This is a genomic window from Cryobacterium sp. CG_9.6 (assembly GCF_029893365.1).
GTDB lineage: Bacteria > Actinomycetota > Actinomycetes > Actinomycetales > Microbacteriaceae > Cryobacterium.
Genome location: NZ_JARXUZ010000002.1, coordinates 124,880 through 145,277 on the forward strand (window position 1 = coordinate 124,880; position 20,398 = coordinate 145,277).

21 protein-coding genes and 1 pseudogene are annotated in these 20,398 nt (G+C 61.8%); 12 read left to right on the top strand and 10 right to left on the bottom strand.

The window, feature by feature from the left end; translation table 11 throughout:
• Positions 1–31: 31 nt before the first annotated feature.
• A complete protein-coding gene (locus tag H4V99_RS16235; RefSeq protein ID WP_348522383.1) occupies positions 32–1,216 on the bottom strand; it encodes an ATP-binding protein in 1,185 nt (394 codons plus the stop codon).
• 359 nt (positions 1,217–1,575) lie between these two features.
• Here H4V99_RS16235 and H4V99_RS16240 point away from each other — a divergent pair, with 359 nt between their 5' ends.
• The 6 genes and pseudogenes from H4V99_RS16240 (at position 1,576) to istB (ending at position 6,049) form a co-directional block, all read left to right on the top strand.
• Positions 1,576–1,938 carry a hypothetical protein gene (locus H4V99_RS16240; RefSeq protein ID WP_280680301.1) on the top strand — a complete coding sequence of 121 codons (363 nt, stop codon included), beginning with the start codon at positions 1,576–1,578 and terminating at the stop codon, positions 1,936–1,938.
• Between the two features lie 432 nt (positions 1,939–2,370).
• Positions 2,371–2,532, top strand: coding sequence for a hypothetical protein (locus tag H4V99_RS16245; RefSeq protein ID WP_280680302.1), 162 nt, complete (start codon positions 2,371–2,373; stop codon positions 2,530–2,532).
• A 157-nt stretch (positions 2,533–2,689) separates the two neighbouring features.
• Positions 2,690–3,028: a hypothetical protein gene (locus H4V99_RS16250; RefSeq protein ID WP_280680303.1), complete on the top strand. Its 339-nt coding sequence runs from the start codon at positions 2,690–2,692 to the stop codon at positions 3,026–3,028.
• A gap of 41 nt (positions 3,029–3,069) precedes the next feature.
• Positions 3,070–3,510: a hypothetical protein gene (locus H4V99_RS16255; protein WP_280680304.1), complete on the top strand. Its 441-nt coding sequence runs from the start codon at positions 3,070–3,072 to the stop codon at positions 3,508–3,510.
• Positions 3,511–3,570: 60 nt separating this feature from the next.
• Positions 3,571–5,246, top strand: a pseudogene (istA, locus tag H4V99_RS16260) (IS21 family transposase).
• Positions 5,243–6,049 carry an IS21-like element helper ATPase IstB gene (gene istB / locus H4V99_RS16265; protein WP_280680305.1) on the top strand — a complete coding sequence of 269 codons (807 nt, stop codon included), beginning with the start codon at positions 5,243–5,245 and terminating at the stop codon, positions 6,047–6,049. The pseudogene istA and the gene istB overlap by 4 nt, the downstream one beginning before the upstream one ends.
• 14 nt (positions 6,050–6,063) lie before the next feature.
• Here istB and H4V99_RS16270 read toward each other — a convergent pair whose 3' ends face one another.
• The 9 genes from H4V99_RS16270 to H4V99_RS16310 form a co-directional block, all read right to left on the bottom strand.
• Positions 6,064–6,354, bottom strand: a complete 291-nt coding sequence (locus H4V99_RS16270; protein WP_280680306.1) for an antibiotic biosynthesis monooxygenase — start codon at positions 6,352–6,354, stop codon at positions 6,064–6,066.
• Positions 6,355–7,074: 720 nt separating this feature from the next.
• The gene (locus H4V99_RS16275; RefSeq protein WP_280680307.1) at positions 7,075–7,485 is read right to left on the bottom strand and encodes a DUF4913 domain-containing protein; all 411 of its coding nucleotides are present in this window, start codon (positions 7,483–7,485) and stop codon (positions 7,075–7,077) included.
• Positions 7,482–9,308, bottom strand: a complete 1,827-nt coding sequence (locus H4V99_RS16280) for a TraM recognition domain-containing protein (RefSeq protein ID WP_280680308.1) — start codon at positions 9,306–9,308, stop codon at positions 7,482–7,484. Before H4V99_RS16280 ends, H4V99_RS16275 begins: the two co-directional genes overlap by 4 nt.
• Positions 9,305–10,987 carry an ATP/GTP-binding protein gene (locus tag H4V99_RS16285; protein ID WP_280680309.1) on the bottom strand — a complete coding sequence of 561 codons (1,683 nt, stop codon included), beginning with the start codon at positions 10,985–10,987 and terminating at the stop codon, positions 9,305–9,307. Before H4V99_RS16285 ends, H4V99_RS16280 begins: the two co-directional genes overlap by 4 nt.
• Positions 10,987–12,486, bottom strand: coding sequence for an SCO6880 family protein (locus tag H4V99_RS16290; RefSeq protein ID WP_280680310.1), 1,500 nt, complete (start codon positions 12,484–12,486; stop codon positions 10,987–10,989). Before H4V99_RS16290 ends, H4V99_RS16285 begins: the two co-directional genes overlap by 1 nt.
• Before the next feature lie 14 nt (positions 12,487–12,500).
• Positions 12,501–14,066, bottom strand: a complete 1,566-nt coding sequence (locus H4V99_RS16295; RefSeq protein ID WP_280680311.1) for a hypothetical protein — start codon at positions 14,064–14,066, stop codon at positions 12,501–12,503.
• A gap of 3 nt (positions 14,067–14,069) precedes the next feature.
• Positions 14,070–14,807, bottom strand: a complete 738-nt coding sequence (locus H4V99_RS16300; protein WP_280680312.1) for a hypothetical protein — start codon at positions 14,805–14,807, stop codon at positions 14,070–14,072.
• 31 nt (positions 14,808–14,838) lie between these two features.
• The gene (locus H4V99_RS16305) at positions 14,839–15,141 is read right to left on the bottom strand and encodes a hypothetical protein (RefSeq protein ID WP_280680313.1); all 303 of its coding nucleotides are present in this window, start codon (positions 15,139–15,141) and stop codon (positions 14,839–14,841) included.
• A gap of 11 nt (positions 15,142–15,152) precedes the next feature.
• Positions 15,153–15,773, bottom strand: coding sequence for a DUF6668 family protein (locus H4V99_RS16310; protein WP_280680314.1), 621 nt, complete (start codon positions 15,771–15,773; stop codon positions 15,153–15,155).
• A 166-nt stretch (positions 15,774–15,939) separates the two neighbouring features.
• On the opposite strand from H4V99_RS16310, the gene H4V99_RS16315 reads away from it, so the two are divergent.
• The 6 genes from H4V99_RS16315 to H4V99_RS16340 all read left to right on the top strand — a co-directional run bounded on the left by H4V99_RS16315 (position 15,940) and on the right by H4V99_RS16340 (position 20,219).
• Positions 15,940–16,218: a helix-turn-helix domain-containing protein gene (locus H4V99_RS16315; RefSeq protein ID WP_280680315.1), complete on the top strand. Its 279-nt coding sequence runs from the start codon at positions 15,940–15,942 to the stop codon at positions 16,216–16,218.
• Positions 16,215–17,525 (top strand): chromosome partitioning protein, encoded by a 1,311-nt coding sequence (locus H4V99_RS16320; protein ID WP_280680316.1) that lies wholly within the window; start codon positions 16,215–16,217, stop codon positions 17,523–17,525. The genes H4V99_RS16315 and H4V99_RS16320 overlap by 4 nt, the downstream gene beginning before the upstream one ends.
• Positions 17,522–18,034 (top strand): hypothetical protein, encoded by a 513-nt coding sequence (locus tag H4V99_RS16325; protein ID WP_280680317.1) that lies wholly within the window; start codon positions 17,522–17,524, stop codon positions 18,032–18,034. The genes H4V99_RS16320 and H4V99_RS16325 overlap by 4 nt, the downstream gene beginning before the upstream one ends.
• A gap of 2 nt (positions 18,035–18,036) precedes the next feature.
• Positions 18,037–19,161 carry a M23 family metallopeptidase gene (locus tag H4V99_RS16330; RefSeq protein WP_280680318.1) on the top strand — a complete coding sequence of 375 codons (1,125 nt, stop codon included), beginning with the start codon at positions 18,037–18,039 and terminating at the stop codon, positions 19,159–19,161.
• Between the two features lie 172 nt (positions 19,162–19,333).
• On the top strand, positions 19,334–19,753 hold the full coding sequence (locus tag H4V99_RS16335; RefSeq protein WP_280680319.1) for a helix-turn-helix domain-containing protein: 420 nt from the start codon (positions 19,334–19,336) through the stop codon (positions 19,751–19,753).
• 229 nt (positions 19,754–19,982) lie between these two features.
• On the top strand, positions 19,983–20,219 hold the full coding sequence (locus H4V99_RS16340; RefSeq protein WP_140425453.1) for a toxin-antitoxin system HicB family antitoxin: 237 nt from the start codon (positions 19,983–19,985) through the stop codon (positions 20,217–20,219).
• Positions 20,220–20,398 lie beyond the last annotated feature (179 nt).

A 20,398-nucleotide genomic window follows, 5' to 3' on the forward strand; every position in this document is an offset into this window, starting at 1 on the left:
GATGTTGCCCTCGGTTCGGCTGTCTAGATAACTACTCGCCTTGTCTGGTGATGAAGTCGGCCATGCCCGGCACAGTGAAAGCAACGAAACCGCGTTCGGGCGTGTAGATGTGACCGGTCCGGATCAGGTCTCGGCGGTTGACGGAGAGATCCGTGGTGCGCTTCTTCCGCAGCCGGGTCACGAGTTCGGCCATAGATGAGGGGCTGTCCTCGTCGAGGGCCATCGCGGACATAAAGGCCCGCTGGGTTGGTGTGGCCCGCTCCCATCTTGATTGATAGAGACCTTGTTCTACTTCAGTCCGCGCAGATTCGATGCCAATCTCAGCGTCTTGAAGCGTGATGGTGTCTGTGGCCCGCACAGCCCAGACATGACTTCCACACGCTTGAATGAAATAGGGGTATCCCCCGGTCGCTGTCACAGCCGCATCTAGGGCGTCGGCCTCCCACACGACCCCGTTGACATGCGCAGGAGCAGTGAGGGCGTCAGATGTTGCAATGGTGTCGAGCAACCCAATCTGTCGATAGTCGTACAGGCGCTCTGCGTAACTGGTCGCGTCGGCCAGCACGGCGGGCAAGGACGGCAACCCCGCTCCGACGAACACGACCGGAACAGGGAACACGTCCTGACCGAGATTATGCAACGCAACGTTGAGGGCAGCGAGATCCTCGGATGACGCTTCTTGGAGCTCATCAACGGCCAGCACAATGACCGTGTTCGCCTCACGCGCAGCACGGCCCAGGGCTTCCAAGAGTTCCTGGAGATCGACGGCGAGATCTCCGCTATCGGCCACACCGCGCTCAGGCATGACGTCGACGGTGAAGGAGTAGGTCCCTGATGGGTCCACACGAATTTGGAATGACCGCAGCGCGCCGGCAGCTTTGGACCAGAGTGCTTTGGCCCGGTCAGAGCTTGACAGGACCCTGCGAAATGCGAGGTGAAGCTCCTTGACCAAAGCGACGGCCAAAGGCTTACTACTCGAGGCCTCCACCTTGACAAAGATCAGCTTGAGTTCGGCCGCATCGCGTCCGAGTTGATTGAGCAACACAGTCTTACCCACTCCCCGGAGCCCAGAGAGGATCCACGGCCGTTCCCCCTCCCCCGATTCCCGAGCCTGGTAGAGCCGGTTCCGGAATTCACTAAGTAGATCAGAACGGCCAGCCAAGACCGGTGGCACTCGCCCGGCGCCGGGCTTGAAAGGGTTTATCGCAAGGTCCACAACTAAAATAATATCTCGACGAGTAAAAGAATCGTTTACTCGATCGTATAAGTTTGTATAAAAAGGTCCGCCGAAAGGCGAACCGTCCCTCAAAATAACGGGTAGGACAAAGCTGGCGTGGTCTTAGGATGGGCCGGTGCAATCCTCTTCGTCGCAGTAATAGTCTTTACTGCGGGCGCAGCCGCACCCATAATTGCGGGGGTTGCCATTGCGCTCTCGGTAGCCAGCACGCGCGAGCTGGGGCCTCGGGAGGCATTCTCAAATATGTGGGATCGGCGCTGATACCGTGGAGAAAAATAGCCGACGCGACTTCCCTCACGGTCGATACAGGCACGTACTATAAGCAATCGAGGTATCAGGTGACCGAAAATCACATCGTCATCTTGCCGGGGCGATCGGCCGAGGAATGGAGCCGTGGCATTGGTCCTTTTGTGCTCTCGTCCATGCTCCTGGCAGTGATTTTCGTCCCTGCGTACGTTCTGTCAGGGGCAACTGCGGCAACGGCACCCATTTGGCTGTACGCGTTGTTCGTTGTGATGTTGCTGCTGTTCTTTGCGGGGATGTTCGTCTTTTTAGCGGCAGCTTTCAAAGCCATGCGCGAGGCGAAGGCCGGGTACACCACGACGGGCGGCCAGTACCCAAATTTGCCGCAGCTCGAGTCACGGACCGGCGTTGTCATCAGGCCAGCGCCCACGACAACTTCGCCTCCACCCACCGCTTAGTTTCAATGATTCAGCGCGATACATGTTCCAGAGCTTGTTGGATTCACTCGCAGAGAAGACTCTGAACGTTGGATTCCCGGGACTCTACAACGCTGCTGGGGCCCGCTGGCGAGAGCTCGAAGGATCGGGGTTGAACCCGCCCGGCGGCGGTAGTCTCATTGAAAACACCGGCCCATGAAACGTCATTGATATCGAGCGCAGGTGAATACGTATAGAGAATTGGGTGAGAGTTATGACCGAAAACCATATGAGATGTTGCCGGGGCGATCCGCCGAAGAATGGGGCCGAAACCTCACTCCCCTTGCGCTCTGCTCGATGCTCCTGAGAGCGCTTCTGGTTCCGGCTTACCTTCTGGCAGGCGCAACTGCGGCGACGGTTCCCGGCTGGTTGTACGCGTTGTTCGGGTTGACAATGTTGCTCTTGTCATTAGCGATGTTCATCTATTTTGCGGTGGCCATCAAAGCCGCGCGCGAGTCCAAAGCCGAGTACACCACCACGGGCGGAATGTACCCGAAGTTGCCGCAGTTGGAGTCACGGACCGGCGTCGTCCTCCGGCCAGCACCTACGACAACTTTGCTTCCACCCACCGATTAGCTTTAAAGACTTACGCGACAGATACTCCAGAGCCTGTCGGATTCACTCAGCGGAGTTGAACCCGCGCGGCAGCGGTAGTCCCGTCGAAAATAGCGGCCCGGGAAACGTCATTGATAACGAACGCAATCGAATACGTACAGAGGATTGGGTGAGAGTTATGACCGAAGACCACATTGAGATGCTGCCGGGGCTCTCTGCCGCCGACTGGTCGCGCATTCTGAGGTCTCGCGTGCGCTGGCTAGCGCTTTTCATGCCGGTTCCTTTTGCTATTTACTATGTGTCCGGCGCATCCATGGACACGATTCCCCTGTGGCTTTACGTGTTATTCGGGTTAATCCCGTTGTTCTTCGCTCTGAGTGTGTTCTTCATTGTTGCGGCGTCAATCAAAGCCGCCCGCGAAGTCAAAGCCAGGTACACGACGTATGACGGGATCCACCCGGAATTGCCGCAGCTTGAGTCCCGGACCGGCATCGTCTTGAGGGAGGCCGCAGCTTGAGTCCCGGACCGGCATCGTCTTGAGGGAGACTCCCACCACAAGTGAAGAAGTCCGTTCGATGGAAGACAGTGATACCAACTCTGCTCCTCGGAGTTGTCACAGTCGTACCCGCCGTCATCCGCACCCGCGACGACTTCTCCATGTGGATCTACATTGGACTGCCGGTGCTCCTCCCTATCTTGGCGATCGCATCAGTACTGGGTCTTCTTCGTCGGCGGCGTTCGACCCGGGTGTGGGCAGAAATGGCGCAGTCGCATCCGAGCGAGCAGAAGAACATTGTGTTCGTCTACCTCAAGACTAAGAATGAGCTCACGCGGCTCGGTTGGCGCCTGCACGGCAACGCTCTAGCCTCGATTACTGCTATCGGCGTGGTGTTTGGCGATGATGTGAGTTTTTGTGACTATGGCAGCGTTAGTCGGACCCACCAGGGCAATCTAAGCGGGACCCACTTCGGCTGTTTCGGCGTGTCACGGGCAACTTAACCGGGACCCACCTCCACCGTGGTCGCAACGTGTTTTCGGTTGCTCAAGGTGGAGGTTCGGATGGAGTCTCGGGTGGAGTTGTTCTCACGGATCCGGCGTGATGCGCGCGTGGAAGGCCTGTCAATACGTGAGTTGGCTCGGCGTCATGGTGTCGGCCGGCCAACGGTTCGGTTGGCTCTCGCGCAAGCAGAACCGCCGTCCCGGAAAACGCGGGTGCGGACGGCGCCTCGGTTGGACATGTTCAAGAGCGTCATCGACGAGATGCTCCGCCAGGACCTCGATGCCCCGCGCAAGCAACGTCACACGGCGAGGCGGGTTTTCGCTCGCCTCGCGGACGAGGAAGCTGCGACGGAGCTGTCGTATTCAACGGTTCGGAATTATGTCCGCCGGCGGCGGCCAGAGATTGACGTGGAAGCCGGCCGGCTGCCGGAGGTCTTTATCCCGCAAGAGCACGCACCGGGCGCGGAAGCGGAGGTGGACTTCGGGGAAGTGTGGGTGGTTCTGGCTGGGGTGAAGACGAAGTGCCACATGTTTACCTTCCGTCTCTCCCATTCCGGGAAGGCAATCCACCGGGTCTATCCGACGCAGGCGCAGGAAGCGTTCCTCGAGGGGCACCTCGACGCGTTCGACGATATCGGTGGTATCCCGACGAGGCACATTCGTTACGACAACCTCACCGACGCGGTCGTGAAAGTCATCTACGGCTCTGGCAGGCAACAAAACGAGAACCAACGGTGGGTGCTGTTTCGTTCCCATTACGGGTTCGATGCGTTCTACTGCCATCCAGGTATTGAGGGCGCTCACGAGAAGGGCGGGTCGAGGGGGAAGTCGGCCGGTTCCGCCGCACTCATCTCTCTCCGATGCCCATCGTTGATTCTCTCGCCGACCTCAACAACCGAATCCGGCAGTGGGATCTCGACGATGAGCGCCGCAGAATCAGCGACCGGATAAGGACGGTTGCTCAGGACTTCGCCGTGGAGCGCCCGTTGCTGGCGCCGATCACGCTCGAACGGTTTGAACCAGGATTGTCGCTGACGCCGCGGGTGAGCCGGTCGAGTTTGGTGCGGGTGCGGATGGCGTCCTACTCGGTTCCTGCGCGTTTCATCGGCCGTCCCGTTCGGGTTTCTCTTCGTGCGTCGGAGCTGGTGATTTTTGACGGGCGCGCCGAGATTGCGAGGCATCCCCGGGTCGTTGCCGTGCACGGGCAAAGCGTGAACCTTGACCATTACCTCGAGGTCCTCCGATACAAACCCGGAGCGCTCCCCGGATCAACAGCGTTAGCGAATGCTCGCGCTTCTGGCGCGTTCACCTCCGCGCACGAAGCGTTCTGGGCTGCCGCCCGAAAGACCGACGGTGATGCTGGCGGCACGCGCGCCCTCATCGACGTTCTTCCGCTGCACCGGTCGATGGCCGCCGCCGATGTCATCGCCGGAATCATGGCAGCGCTCACCGTTGGGGCAGTCACAGCCGATGTCGTGGCCGTTGAAGCGCGTCGCCACGAAGCGTTGGGTGGGTCCCTGCAGGAGCGTCACCGCGTCGAACACAGTCGTGGTCCCGAGCGACGAGTGGTCAGTCTTACTCAACGTCGCCTCGCTGACCCGGCCGCCGTTATCGCTGGTCTTCCCGCTGACACCCGACCACTTCCCCCGGTCGCCGCTTACGACGAGCTGTTGCGATTGCCTGAACGATCCGAATGTGAGGCCGCACCCGCGGCGAAGAAGGGAAATGTGTCATGACGACTCCGACGACCATCACCACCGTTCTGCGCAGGAGAAGGGGCTTGACGGAGGAAGCCGCCAACGCAGCCATAGATCAGGCCTGCCGGAGGCTCCGCCTTCCCACGATCCGCGCTGTCGTGGACGAAGCAACAACCGCGGCCAAGAAGGAGCAACTCACCTATCAAGGGTTTCTCGCCGAGCTCCTTCTGGCCGAATGCGATGACCGCGACCGCCGTTCCTCGGCCCGCCGCGTCAAAGCGGCCGGGTTTCCGAGGGACAAATGGCTGGGAGACTTCAGCTTCGACGCGAACCCGAACATCAACCCCGCCACCATCAATACCCTCGCCACCGGCGAATGGGTGCGCCGCGGGCAGCCCCTCTGTCTCATCGGCGACTCCGGCACCGGAAAAAGCCACCTACTCATCACCCTCGGCACCGCAGCGGCGGAGAAAGGATTCCGGGTCAAATACACGCTCGCCACACGTCTGGTCAACGAACTTGTCGAAGCCGCCGATGAGAAAAACCTCGCCCGAACTATCGCCCGCTACGGCCGCGTCGACCTCCTAATGATTGACGAACTGGGCTACATGGAACTCGACCGCCGCGGAGCCGAACTGCTCTTCCAAGTCCTCACCGAGCGGGAAGAAAACAACTCCATCGCGATCGCCTCCAACGAATCCTTTTCGGGCTGGACGAAGACATTCACCGACCCCAGACTCTGCGCCGCAATCGTGGACCGGCTGACGTTCAACGGCACCATCATCGAAACCGGGACCGACTCCTACCGCCTCGCCCACACGCGAGCCCAACGAACCGGCTGAGCCAGCATCGACGGTCACTTCACCTGGACGAAATGCTCGACAACGGGGAATGGGTCATAGAAATGGTGCAGCAGGCCTTTCCAAAGCTCGTACTCCGGTGACGCCCGGAAACCATGCGTGTGAGCTTCCACGGAATTCCACTCCACAAGAAGCACATAGAGGTTCGGCGATTCCATCGATCTCGACAAGGACAGAGAACGGAACCCGGGCTGGCCGCCAATTAATGGACGCGCCTGCTTGAACGCCGCCTCAAACTCCACTTCGGAACCAGCACGCACCGAAAGAATTGCATGCTCAAGAATCATGCCCTCAGCCTCTCACGACGCTCCCAAGCCAAATCAATAGAAGGTTTAGTGGGTCCCGCTTAGATTGCCCCGGTGGGTCCCACTTGGGTTGACATAACCATTTTTGAGAGCACAACGTAGACGGGCCAACCTTCCGCCTGCCCATATCGGCGATAACACAAGCAAAGTTGAGCGTTGTTCCGGACGCGGTGAGAGAGCATTTGGCACTCTCCCTGCTTTTGACCGGGGGAACTCGGCAGCGGTCTCTGCTCTTGAATGTTCGAACGGTGGAGCACCGGCAGATCGATGAGTCTCAGATCACCGCGCTAGCGGATCAGCTCAATCGCAAGATTAGGGCCGAGACCGCCCAGCGACGGGCTGAATAGTCCTCCCGTGCACGAAATCCCGTTTCGTGGACACCGGATAACCCTACGTGTCATGCATCATGGATATCGGCGGATACGTTTTCGTCCGTCCGTGCCCCTGTTTCACTGTTCGCCCAAACCGCCATCGCATGCCCGTGCGCCGGTTAATCTTCAACTGTAGGGATGCTTCGGCGTTTGTGATTCCTTGACTCATCAACCGAGCATATTTAATGCGCGTCTCGGCCAGTGGGAGCGCGCTCGCACCCTTTTTTCGGCTTCGTGAACTGTCCTCCATCGTTGTCTCCAAAATCCGGTGTTGCGACGACGGCTAGAAAATGCCCTGCCCATGGGCGGCCCCGTCTGTGCCACCTTGACCTCAGGTGACCCGCATATCGGGGAACAACCCTTCCGGCGGTGCGGTGTAGGGCAGCGGTTCGCCGGGCTTGTTCGTGTCCTCCGACTTGGCGAAGGGACCTTCTGTGCTTAGCAGGATGGGCATGTGGTGGTCGGCGTGTTCGATCCACCATGTGCTTGACCCGGTGGCGCCGTCGAGTCTGAGGTGTTCCCACGCGCGCCACAGGGCGTCGATGCGGGCGAGTGCTTCCGGGTTCTGCCACCAGGTTGCCGACCATCGGAAGCTGGCGTTGCCGGGTCCAACACGGCGCGAGTACATGTGTCGCAGCCGGTCGCGTACGAATTCGTCGGATGAGCCGTAGAACAGCTGCGGTGTCTCGGCTTCTTCCTCTTCCTCGTTGTCATTTTCGCGCAGGTCGTCGAATTCGCTCACAGCTCGTCCTCCGTTCGAGGGGCGGCGTTCAGCCACGGTTGGGTCCCGCCAACCGGTGAGGCTTCGGCCGGAGCACTCGCTTCGGGCCTCACGGCCGGCGTGCTGGCTGGGTCGTGCGCTGCGATGGATGCGCGTACGGCGTCGGCGTGGGTGCCGCGCATCCAGGGAATGGTTTCGATCAGGGTGGCGGGGGCTCCGGAGGCGAACACGACGGCGCGGCCGCGGGGCAGAGCTCCGAGATCCGCGACGTCCAAGGTGCGCTCGCGCTGTACTTGGTGGGATGTTGAACGGTTCCCTCGCCCGACGCTTGTCGAGGTGGTGTGCTTGTCGTAGTCGCCGACCATCTGGGAGAGCTCATTCAAGAATTCGGGTTCTTTGACGCCGCCGCCGTAGACGGCGATGTTGGAGGCTGACCAGAGCTTGCGCATCCCGTCTCTGCCCCAGACTTCGACGCCCTGTGACCAGGACTGCAGAATGGTCATGAGGACGATTCCTCGGGAGCCGTAGTGGGAGTACAGGTCGGGGAGGCCGTGCCAGCGGCACACGTTTGCTGCTTCGTCAAGAACACCGAGCAACGGTACGGCCAGTCGCCCGCCGGGCTGGGTCGTGGCGAGATCTTCGGCCGCTTCGACGGTCGCCGCGGTGAGCGCGGTGACCAGTGGCCCGGCGGTTCCTTTGCCTTCCTTGGAGAGGCTGTAGAGGGTGTCGGTGCTCCGCACAAACGCGTGTGGGTCGAACTGTGGCCGGGAATCCCCGGCCACATTGCCGCCCAGGGGTGTCACCCACTGCCCGATCGCGCGGACCTTCAAGCATGACGCCATTTGCGCGGCCGTCCCATAGACGCTGTCGCGACGTCGCGGTTCGCCATTCACTTGGCCGTCGACGGCGTCGGCCATCTGGTCGTATCCGTGAGCGCGCAGAATGTCGACCGGAGCCTCATCGCCGGGCGTGGTGGTCCAGGTGAATACCTTGGTGATGGGTAGACCGGCGACGGCTGCGGCGAGGAGGAAGCCGGCCAGGAGGTCTTGGCCGGCGTTGTCGAAATACGGGTCGGCGCGCGAGTCGCCGGCACGAGAACCGGTAGCGAAGTGCTCGGCTAGCTTCGCGGCCTTCACGTCGTCGGTGACATAGCTAAGTGGGTTCCACCACCAGGTTGGTTCTTCCAGCGCGATGCGTTGCGGGTCGAACGCCCACACGCGGCCACCGCCCGCGGCTCGCACATCACGCGTGGCATCCAGAACGTCTCGCTTGTTCGACGTGGTGAGGACCGCGCCTGGAGCAGACAGGATCGCCGGAATTGCACGGCTGGTCGATTTTCCAGTGCGGGGCCCCCAGATGTCTACGTGCATATCTTCAGGGGATCCGTAGAGTTTTTGCCTTCCAGCAACGGTGATACCGATGGGTACACCGAGCCAGTCCGTGACGCCGAGACGATGCGCGGTCGCCTTCGCGCCCGTGGCCGACAGCGCGCGAAGATCGCGACCCTTGCTCATGTACGTCGCAGCTCCGTCGACGTTGCTGCGCCGCCGCCGGGCACGCGAGACCGATACGGCGACAAGGACGCTCAGGACGAGGACCGCGACGAGCGTGGCTGCGAGAATCCATGTCGCGGATGCTGACCAGGTCACGGAGCCTTGTAGCACGCCGAAAAACAGGCCGAACGGGTCACTGGTCAGGTCGGGGTTTACCCCGTCCAGTTGTGAACCCCACGTCACGGCCACCCACACGGTGCTCAGGGCCACGGCTACGAGCGCGAGGCACACGATCAGCATGATCGTCTGCCCGTCGAGGCCGTTTTGGTTTCGCCTGTTTGATGCGCTCACGCTGCACTGTCCTCGTCGTCGGCTGTGCGGTCTGTGCGGTCTGTGCGGTCGGCTTCGACGTCGACGTCCTGCCGGGCGTCGTCGGCGTTGCCCCGTCCACTGATCGGGTTCGACTCGTCGGGTTCAGGGAACGAGGCAGCAGGATGCCAGAGTTTGTTGGTGTCGTTGATCGCGCGCTCCGACTCGATCAGTTCGACCTTGACGGGGATGCCCGGATGCCCTCCGACCTTGATGAGGAATTTGCCCCGGCCCGGAGGGTCGGATTCGCGCCCCAACCCGGTATCCCACGTGCCCGGATCTTGCCAGGACGTGAGGAGTTCTTGTTCGGCGCGCGAGAGCGGAACAGCACTGGTGAGCATGGGCATTTCCGCGCCCGGTAGACCGCCGGCGATCACCATGCCGCTTCTCTCGACGAATCCGCGTGCCTTCATCCGGTCGGACTCGTTCGGCAGGGAGAGAAGGTCGCTCATCGTGTGCGAAATCATCGCCAGGCCCACACCGCGTTGACGGTTGAGCCGGGTGAGGGCGTCAACACGGTCGACCATGCCCGCTCCAGCGCGCAGCGCCCGCCAGAGTTCGTCGAGCACGACTAGGTAGTGACGGCGTGGCTCGAGGCCGGCGTCGGCGAGGGCGTTGGCGATGTTCACGGTGCCAAAGCCCGCCGACCAGCAGGCCAGCAAAATTGCGGCCTGCATATCGGTGTCGGAGTCATCGATCGAGGACACGTCGTAAACAACAGGGCGATCGCGCATCATGGGAACGTCGGTCGGATGGGCGAAGGTCTCGCCCAAACGTCCACCCGACGTGAGGCTAATGAGTGAGGCCTCTAGTTCCTCTGTGATCTTCTTGTACCGCTCAAGGTCGCCACGGTCCAGGGCCACCGCGCGCACTTCCGCGGGGGCCTCCTGAATCACACGCAGCAAGTCGCCGAGCACCGGGACGCCCTCGTTGCGCTCGTCGAGCACGGTGAGAGCCCGGTCGATGATGGATTCTTCGCGAGCGGACGGTGCGTCTTTACGGAGGATCGTGAGAAGGGCCGACACCATCGTTTGTCGGCGTCCGTGAGCGTCGGCGAGCACCATCTGACGCTCCTTCTCCTTACCGGCCAGGCGCAGCCGTTCGGCGGCCGCGGTTGCCTCGCCGGGATCGAGGATGTTCAGGTGCCCGCGGCCACGGCCGAGGGTGATGACTTGCCCGCCGAGGGCCCGGATCATGTCGACGTAGTCGGGTTTCAGATCACCCAGCACCAAAGGGAGGTTGCCGAATCCGGCGCCGCCGGCCGCCATCCGCCGGATGAGTGTTGACTTGCCCAGGCCCGGCAGTCCCAGCACGAACACGGAGGGGTTTGAGATGAGCCCGGCGTCCTGGAACCAGGAAATGGGGTCGGCGCACACGGTCGCTCCAGTAAAGAGCTGCAGGCCGATCGGGACGCCGACCATCGGGGTTCCTGTTCCCACCGAAAAGGGATGCATGCCGCACACCTGGACGGTCGTTCCGCGCCACTCGTCCACGGGGTGGATCACGCTGGCCTCGCCGCGACCGCGCCCCAACCATCCTCGGGGGCCGGGACGACGGACCTGCGTCTTCTTGTCCGTGTCTGGCTTCTTCTGTTTCGCCGTGGACCGCTCGGGCGGCTTCACCTTCAGCGCTTTGCGCCGGGTGGAATCGATGGCGGGCATTACAGCTGCTCCCTAACCTCAGATGGAATTCGTACATGCTTGGGCAGGACCAGGCCCAGCGGAAGCGCGGCCGCGAATGCGGAATCCTGAGACCCGTGCACGATGCGCAGCCGTAGCCGGGCCGTCGCAGAGAGATTATCGATCGCGGCCTTCGCATCGGCCTCATGGGCGGCGCCTGTCACCGTGGCGGTGACGAGCATCCCGAAATTGACTAGGCCGGCGCCGGAGGCTTCCTCCTGCGCCGTGGCGAGGACGGCGCGGGTTGCGGTCATGCTCCGTGCTGTGGGCTTGTTCGAGGACTGCACATTGAACGTTGACGCGCGCACGTCTGCCTCGACGATCGCCGCGGCCTTGGCCGCATCGATCGGACGGTAGAGCAGTGTGACACGCTTCCTGGCGACGTCTCGGTGCGGGGCTAACAGGCGAGCCAGAATGCTTGAGGGGACGTTGCCGCGCGGGGCGCCGCTCATCATCCATGTCACCGACAGGGCCGAATCGTGTCGGTAGGTGTCCCAGTTCGCCTGGTGGGCGGTGGGGCCGACTTCAGGCCAGTAGAGTTCTGGCACCTCACCGGCTGCGTTGGCGTCATCGATGAGGCGAGCTGCAGCCGGGTTGTACGCAACGCGGATGACTTCACAGAGCTCCTGTGCGCTCAAGGGGCGTGTTGCTCCCGCGCCCGTCGAGGACAGGCTTTGCGTGAGGCCGGGCAGGCGTGAGGCCAGCTCGCGGCCCATTTCATCGGGGGTGTGCTTCTTGCCTCCGACGCGGGCGGCTGCGTTGAAGGTGATCGCCACGAAAGCTTTGATGGTCGCGGATCCGGCGGGGTATTGCTTCACCAGGTCATGGAGGATGTTCTGCGCAAATTCTGGGGCGTCTGGATCGATGCGGCTGTTCACTTCACGGCGGAGCCGCGTTCCCGTGTCGGGCGCCGTTTCAATCGTCACGGACACCGCCTCGATGCCGGGTTCATCGCCGAGGCTGGCGAGCCACATGCCCCACTCGGCAACCCACACGTCGACCTGTTCGCGGTCGACGAGCGCTGCACCGTCGGGTTCGGTCTCGATGACGACGGTGTAGTCCGACGTCGCCGGGATCTGCAACAAGGCAAATGGACGGTTGTAGCTATCGTGCCACTCCGAAAGTCTTGAGCCCGCGGCCAGTCCCGGGAGTTGCACTGTGCCCCACTCGGCCCGGCCGAGCGGCCCCGACCGGTAGATATGCGTCCCCATGCGTGTGGTTACCATCCACCCGACCCGGGTGGTGGCTCGCATGAGCAGGCTTTGACCGTGCTTGTCTTTGACAGCGACCGTCAGCAGAAAAGCGCCGAAAATGAGCGCCGTGACGACGCCGTTCAGAATGTTTGAGGCCATCGTCACGATGACGCTGAAACCGGCCCCAACGAACAGAATCGCCGTGCCGATTGACCCCAAGCCCAGAAGACCAGCGGTCTTCGGTTTCGTCCAGTTGCCGTAGCTGCGCGGTGCGCTTTGCGTTGTCATCGAGAACCTCCTGCTCAGGAACCGCTAGGTCCGGTTGAATCATCGGCCGCCGACTGCACGGCGCTTTTTGCAGCCACTGCCGCGCCCTTGGCGCCGGCGCCCGCCATCTGCGAGCCCATCACAAGGGGTGCAGCGGGCCCGGCCGCCGCTGCAGCCCCACCCGCCGCTCCCCCAGCTGCCGCGCCACCGCCGGCTGCCCCGGCTCCTGCACCAGCGGCAACTCTGCCCCCAGCGCCAGCGCCAGAGGGTGTCGAGGTGGGAGCTGATGGTTTGCCGCCGCCGGACGTGCCTGAACCGGTCGGAGCATCGCTGCTGCCGCTACCTCCGCCTGTGGGCGTTGACGAAGAGCTACTCATGCGTTTGATTGCTCCGCTGGCGAGGTCGCCGCCGATCGCGCCCGCTGCGCCAGCCATCGCCATGCCCGCGGTGCCACCGCCTGCGACAGCACCCGTCATGGGAGCGACGAACTTGAGTAGAGCGGGCAAGGCGATGAGGGCCATGAGCATCAGCGCAAGTCCGGTGAGGATCGTCCAAATGCCTCCGCCATCATCTTTAAAAGCATCCGTGCCGGTGAGGCTGAACGCAGCGGCATAGATCAGTGCCGCTGCGGGCTTGTAGAGGATGAAGGCAATCGTCCAACCGATCACCTTCCCGAACCACTGCTTGCCCATTTGAGTGTTCGTGAAGCTTGCCGTCAGCGGCAACACACCCGCCAGAATGACCAGCAGCCCGCCACGCACGACCATGAGTGCAACCTGCACGTAGGTCATCAAAAGAGCGATCGAGCCCAGGATGAGAATCCCGATAAGCCCGATCGGCGAGCTGGCTGTAATGGCGACCATCGCCGCAACATTGGTCCCAAAGCAATTGGACTCCCCCGCCGCTGACACATCACAGTCCGTAGCTCCATTGAGAATCCAAATCGAGAACGCATCCGCAGCAGTGACGGCGAGGGAGATAATTGCAAGCCCAGTTCCCGAAACCACGATGAGAGTAATGAGCGACTGCAGCAGGTCTTTTCCCGGCTGTGCACGCTGTTCCCACGCCATGCGAATCCCGCCGATGATCACCGAGAGGATAGCCAAACCCCCGACGTAATACCAGAGCGAGTTCTGCAAAAACCCGACCGTTGTCGACGACCCTGCGGGAGCATTCGCGCCCAAGAGCCCACCCACGAGCGCGGACGCACCCGAGATAAGCAAGATCGCTATGAAGATCACTCCGAGGGTGCCCACATGATGAAACCCCTCACCGCGTCGGCTCCGAAGAGCGATCATCGCGCCCAGGGCGATAATCGACAGAACCGCGAGAGTGAGACCGATGAAGGTTACGTATCCGAGGATTGTCGCGAACTCTTCTGAGCCTGGGTTATTCGTAGGGAGACGAGTCGTACCCTCGCCAGCGGTCAGGACCGGAGTCGGCACCGCGACCCACATCGTCCCAATGCTCGCCAGAGCCTTCCCGAAACCTTCCAGGACGCTGTTCGCTAACTCCTGAACCGCATCGTTCGACGCATTCGATACGACGTTGGTAACTCCCTCACCGACGGCGCATCCGATGTCGAACATTGAACAAGCCATGTTTTACGCCCCCGACCAAGGGATGTAACTGCCCAAATTTTCTACCTGAGCGGGCTGAAGGGGGTTGTTCCCCTCGGCATCTGTGACGCCCTTCCAATCTCCGCCTGACCACTGCAAGACGTTGGGGATGCTCACGAGTGCTCCGCTGCTGGAGACCTGGAACACGAGATCTACTGTCGTCTCGTCGACCGAATAGGAGTTGATCTTGAATCCAGCGAGCTGCGCCCTAAAATTCTGGTCATCCGATGCGTTCTCGCCTGATTTTTCTCTTTCCAGAGCGGCATCCTGGCCGGGACCGGGAACGAGGAACCGTTTGGAAAGCTCCGGCGCGAGTCTGTTGTCTGTACCCATTGCCATGAGATTAATTGAGGCAAAGAGAGCGCCCTCAGCAGTGTGTGCGTAGCAACTACGGAAGCCACCGTCGATGGTTCCGGGCCCCGCGCCCTTTGGGTCAGTGGGTGCAGCAACAGTGCCTACCAGTTCCCACTTTGTGTCAGGAGCGTTCGTCAACGTGTTCTCTGTGTCGAATCCCGGTAGGCCGCACACACTCTTGTCGGCGGCATCGCCGCTAGGGGACGTTGACGTGGGGTTGCTCGTTGGTTGAGCGGTGTTAGCGTCCGAGTCGCGGGTGAGAGAGGTCACGAGGACGATGATCGCGGCGAGGACGATGACCCCAACAACGATGGCGGCGGCGATGAATCCCGGGCGTGAGAACGGGCTTCTCTGTTCGGTGTTCGTCATGCGTTACTCCTTCGCGCGTTGTTGGAGGTGGCTAGGAGCCGGAGATGAATCCGACCAATGCCGTTGCTGCGCCGATGATCATGACGCCAACCAAGATGCTGACGAACGTCTTTACGTGCTCGCCGCCTTCGCCGCGTCGTGAGTTGAACATGAACATTACGGCTACCGCGATGAGGGACAGAATCGCTGCGATTAAACCAACCCATTTTGCCCACGCCAGGATTGTGCTGACGGCTTCAAATCCGGGTGGGGCCAAGGGTTCTGGGTCAGGAAGTGCTGTGAGCAGTTGACCGGCGGTGGCGAGCACGTGTGCGGCGGCGAGGGAGACGGTCATGGTCGGGCCTTTCAGTTGTGAGCGGGAACGCTCGGAGGTGCGAGGGCGAGATCGGTGAAGAGGGAACGAAATTCTTTGGGTAACGGGGCCGTCGCGTCCGGTGGGCCGAGTCGCCATGCATCGACCCAGGGCAGATTCCACACACGGGGAACGCCACCGATGATGACGTGTTCAAGGTGGCGCAACACTTTGGGCCGTCGGCCGGGGGCATCGGCGATCAGGACCAGGCCGGCGAGTTGCACGCCGTCGCCCAACATGTTTGAGGCCCATTCTGTTGCGGCGTGCTGCGCCTTGAGTAGGCCGGCGTAGTTCGTTCGCGCCACCAACACGACGCGATGCGTTGTTCCAGACGTCGTCGGAATCGGCCACGCATGGTCACAGGGTCGGGTGCCCGCGGTGAGGGCGGCGAGGGTGGATTCTCCGGCGCCGCCGTGGACGCCAAGCCACCAGATCGTTGCCGGCCAAACGGCTTTGCGCCGCGGTAGCTGGTCAGCTGCGCCGGGGATCGGCACGCCAGCTTGGGGAGTGGTTGCGCCGTGGCGTGGTTCCCGTTGCATGGCGAGGGGCGTGGAAAATTCGGGGTTTTCTGACTGGTCAGAGCCGACGAGCCACCGGTTCGCGCTCGTGCTCATACGGAGTTCCCCTCTGTCATGATTCATATCCATTCTTTGTCATTCACATAGACTCCAGTTCTACCCCGTGTTCAGGATTGCTGACATCGTGTATTTATATTACCTAAATAGTACGCAAGTGCACTTTTGCATACTCATTTGTCTCGCTGTCGGTTACGCTCGGAGAGTGGACGAGATAACAGTGTTGGTGACGTGGCCCGACTCGATGCTGGGCCGATACGGCGACATGCTGAGCGTGTCCGACGTTTCTCATGTTCTGAATTTGGAGCCGCGTAACATTCGCTGTTTGGTCACCAGCACCGATGTGGCTACCTGGCTGCCGGGGTTAAAGATCGGCAAGAGTTGGCGGATTGCACGCGATCAGCTGCGCGCTTACCTGATCGGTCATCACAACGATGACTCCGCACTCAGCTTTCCAAACGACGAGAGAGGCCCCGCATCATGATCGACGCCGTCCCCACTTTTCCTAGGATTGAAGCCACAGTCGCTGCGGACGCGACGGGTACCGTTGCGATCAACGGTGTGATGCAGTCGGTGGTCGGCGCGGATGAACAGGCCGTGCGAGCGGAAATTCTGACGCGTGTCACGGCAACAGCCAACGACCTGGGCCGCCCTGTTCGTCTGAACACTCGTGACAGGCTCGGGGAACAGCAGCTCGCTGTGTTCCCGGACGGCCACGTGGAAGCACTATCTGGCCTTGATGCTTTGGCAGCGCGGGTCACAGCGACCCCCACCGCCGACCAACCGGCCCCCAAGCCTGCCCTCAACACGGCTCAGCCTTCAGAGAACGTTGCTGTGCGTTCAGAGGGTCCAGCGGCCCGATTGACCCTGAACGATTTTTTGCAATCTCGGCCCGTCGCGCTGGTCGGACCGGCCATGATGGGCTGGCAGGGCACAGTGCGCAGACTCACTGGCGGCCTTGTCTCGGTCGCTCCAGGTCAGCTCGAGCTCACGCACCGAAGCGCCATTGATCGGGTCCAGCAAAGCCTGCGCGGACCCCGAACGGTCGTCGTCATCAACCCCAAGGGTGGCGCTCATAAAACCACCGCGACGTTGCTACTGGCAGCGACGTTTGGCACCTACCGCGGTGGTTATACGCTCGCGTGGGACAACAACGAAACCCGTGGGACGCTCGGATGGCGGGCGCAGCCCGCCCGCCACAGCAACACGGCCGTCGATCTGCTCCGCGACCTTGACCGCTTCAACGACCTCCGCAGTGCACGGGTGGGCGACCTCGACAACTATGTTCGCTCGCAGGGATCCACCCAGTTCGATGTGCTCGCCTCTGACGAGGATGCGGCCGCGTCGTCGACCATTAATGGCCAGGCGTTCAATGAGCTCCACACGACGATGAGTCGGTTCTACCGGGTCATCGTTGTTGACACCGGCAACAACATGCGCGCCTCCAATTGGGAAGCCGCCCTCGACGCCGCCGACCAGCTCGTCATCGTCTCCACAATCCGCGAAGACACCGCAGCCAGCGCCGCATGGCTGGTCGACGGACTGTATGAGAAAGGCCACGAAGAGAAGGTGCGCAACGCCGTCACCGTTCTCGCTTCCCCATCGAAGGTGGCCGACCCGCAGCTGAACCGCCGGTTGCATAGCCACTTTGCGTCCCTGACTCGCACCGTGCTCGACGTGCCCCACGACCCCTCACTGGTCGACGGGGGAACGCTGAGCTACGACGCTCTCGCCCCCGCGACGCGTGAAGCGTGGCTGCAGGTCACTGCAGCGGTCGCGGACGGGCTGTGAAACGAACCCTGGTTGCCGTGGTGCCCCTCATTGCTGCCCTCGCTCTCACTGGATGTGTCGGCGCCACGGCGTCGCCGACCGTGGCCCCGTCGACGAGCGCCAAGAGTGCACCGTCGTCGCCGTCCGGAACTGCAGTGCCTGACGCGCCCACCGATGATGCGAGCGTGTTGCCTGTGCCCGAAGCTGGAACGGACAGTCGGGCCGACGCGATCACCGCAGCTGAGAAGGTCGTGACGACCTTCGGGCAGCCCACACTCGATGCCACCACATGGATGAACAACATGTACCCGCTACTGACCCAGACGGGCGCGGCGGCCTATGAAGGAACTGATCCGGCGAAGGTCCCCGTCCACCAGGTCACCGGTGCTGGCATCCTTCTGGACGGCTCCACCGAGGTTGCTTTGATCGTTCAGGTGCCCACGGACGCGGGCCTGTACAACGTCAGCTTGAGCCGCCCAGGCGCGGCCGTGCCGTGGCTCGCTGACCGAATCCGACCTGCACAGGGATAACGGTGGCTGACGACAAAGGGAAAGGCGCTCTGATCCTCATTGGTGCGCCCGTCGCGCTGGTCGCGACGGTGTTCCTGCTGATCATCCTCGTGTTCTCGGGCACGGCAGCGACTGCTGCCTGCACCGAAGCGGCTGGCACGGTGAACCCCGAGACGGTGCCCACTGATCCTGTCGCCGGTTACTCCGGAGACCAACTGAAAAATGCCGCCTACATCATGAACGCAGCGAGTGCTCTCACACTGGACCGCACCGCTCAAGTGCTCGGGGTGATGACCGCTATGGGGGAAAGCTCGCTCGTGAACGTTGGCTACGGCGATGATGTGAACGGCGTCACCAACCCGGACGGTACCCCCACCAGCTCACTGGGCTTATTTCAGCAGCAGTGGAGCCTGGGAACGTGGGGAACCCGCGACGAAGTGATGGACCCCACCCATGCCGCGACGGCATTCTTCGAACGCCTCGTCGGCGTAGCCGACTGGCAGAACCTTGCACCCACCTTCGCCATTCACAAGGTGCAGGGTAACGCCGACCCGTTCCATTACGAGAGATTCTTCGGCGCAGCTGACCAGATCGTGACCGCTCTCGCCGGAGATGGTGCGGCTGGTGGTGGCTGCGGCAGTGGCGCCGTTGCTCTGCCGCTGAGCGCCGGTTTCAATATGACCGGCGACTACGGGCCGAGGGAGAGCCCTGTCGCGGGGGCGAGTAGTTGGCACCCGGCCGCTGATCTGCAGCATTACCCGAACCCGTGCGGTGACCAGATCTACGCGATCACCGGCGGAACCGTGACTCTCATTGCGGGCTACCAGGTCTCGATCAAATCAGCGGACGGCTACACCGTCTCCTACCTGCACATGAAACTTTCCGACGTGTCCGCACAGGTCGGCGACGCCATCACGACCGGTCAGCCGATCGCGCTCGTCGGCAACGAGGGACCCTCCACCGGGTGCCATCTCGACCTTCGAATCAACACAGCGGGCAGCACGAATGACGCCGTGAACACTCTCACAGCAGTTGAGGATCTCGGCGGTCCGTCAGCGTCGGCAGGGTTTGTGAATCCGGAGGAATACTTCACCCTGTTCGGCATGAAATTGTGTCCCGCAGAGTCGTGTCAGAGGCAGTATTCATGACCCCGAATCAGACGCGCAGCCTTCAGGGCATAAAAGCGGGGGTGACCTGCTGGAATAATGCCATAAGTGGTGTGGATACCGAGGCTGATATTCACCCCACCTGCACGGTCCGGCCCAGTGACCGTGTGCCGCATATCCGAATCGGATTTTCACATGAAAGACACCGCCCCTGATGGACGATGAATACTGGGACACCTACCCAGAGACCTTGACCACCACCGACGTGGCCAAAATTCTCCACGTCGGAAAGCCCGCCGTGTTCGCCCGACTTCAGAGCGGCATCATCCCGGCGCATCAGGTCGTCGGTTCCTGGATCATCTTCAAAGCTGAAATTCGTGCGTGGCTGGACTCCACCAGTAACCAGGAACCTGTCGGTCCCACGGCCGTCGTCGACGTGCTCGCCGCCTACGGTGACGAGCTGAGCTACCGCGACCTCATGGTCCTCTTCGACAAGACGAAGCCCACTATTTACCGTTGGCTACAAACTGGCGAGATACCCGCCTACCACGTCGGAACCCGCTGGATCATTCACAAGACGCAGCTGCGACAACGACTCCGCGAAACCAGCAACCAGCGTGTCGACGATGAATAAGAATAACGTCCGACACGCCGCGCCTAGCCCGAGGCCGCCGGCCTCATCGATTCCGCTCCGCCGCACCAACAGGTTAGAAGCGGCCAATGGGTGCGCTGCTGCGTCGTGCCCGAACGCGTCACCGAACTCAACGAGGCGCTCGGACGCGAACGGGGGCAACGCACCGATTTGGGCAACTCGGCGGCGTGTCTTTCCCGAATGCATTCACTTCACTGCCATGCTCAATGGCATGAGCGCAATCAAGGGCCGGGCCAGACGCCCGGAGAACACCCCCACCGTGCTGTTTCAGGCGCGAGTGAACTCCGCAATCCGTGAAGAGGTCAACGCCGCGGCTACCGCGAGCGGCGTCTCGTCCGGGATGTACCTCGAGGCTCTATTGCGCATGACGCTTGAGGCCGAAGGTCAGCTTCCCGTGCTTGACCTTTTCCCCCCTCGTCAGGAGGAGTTGCATATCCCAGCGGCTTAAACGAAAGAGCCCGTCGCTTCCGCGACGGGCTTCTCCAAGTTTCGTAGCTCAAACCTTCTCTGCTTGGCGGCGACGAGGTTCGAGCTAATTGAAAGATCCGGTTCTCAGGCCGGGGCTTTTGTGTACCCAATCGAAGACGACTCGAAGGGATGACCCCATAGTAACCGATGTATACCGTT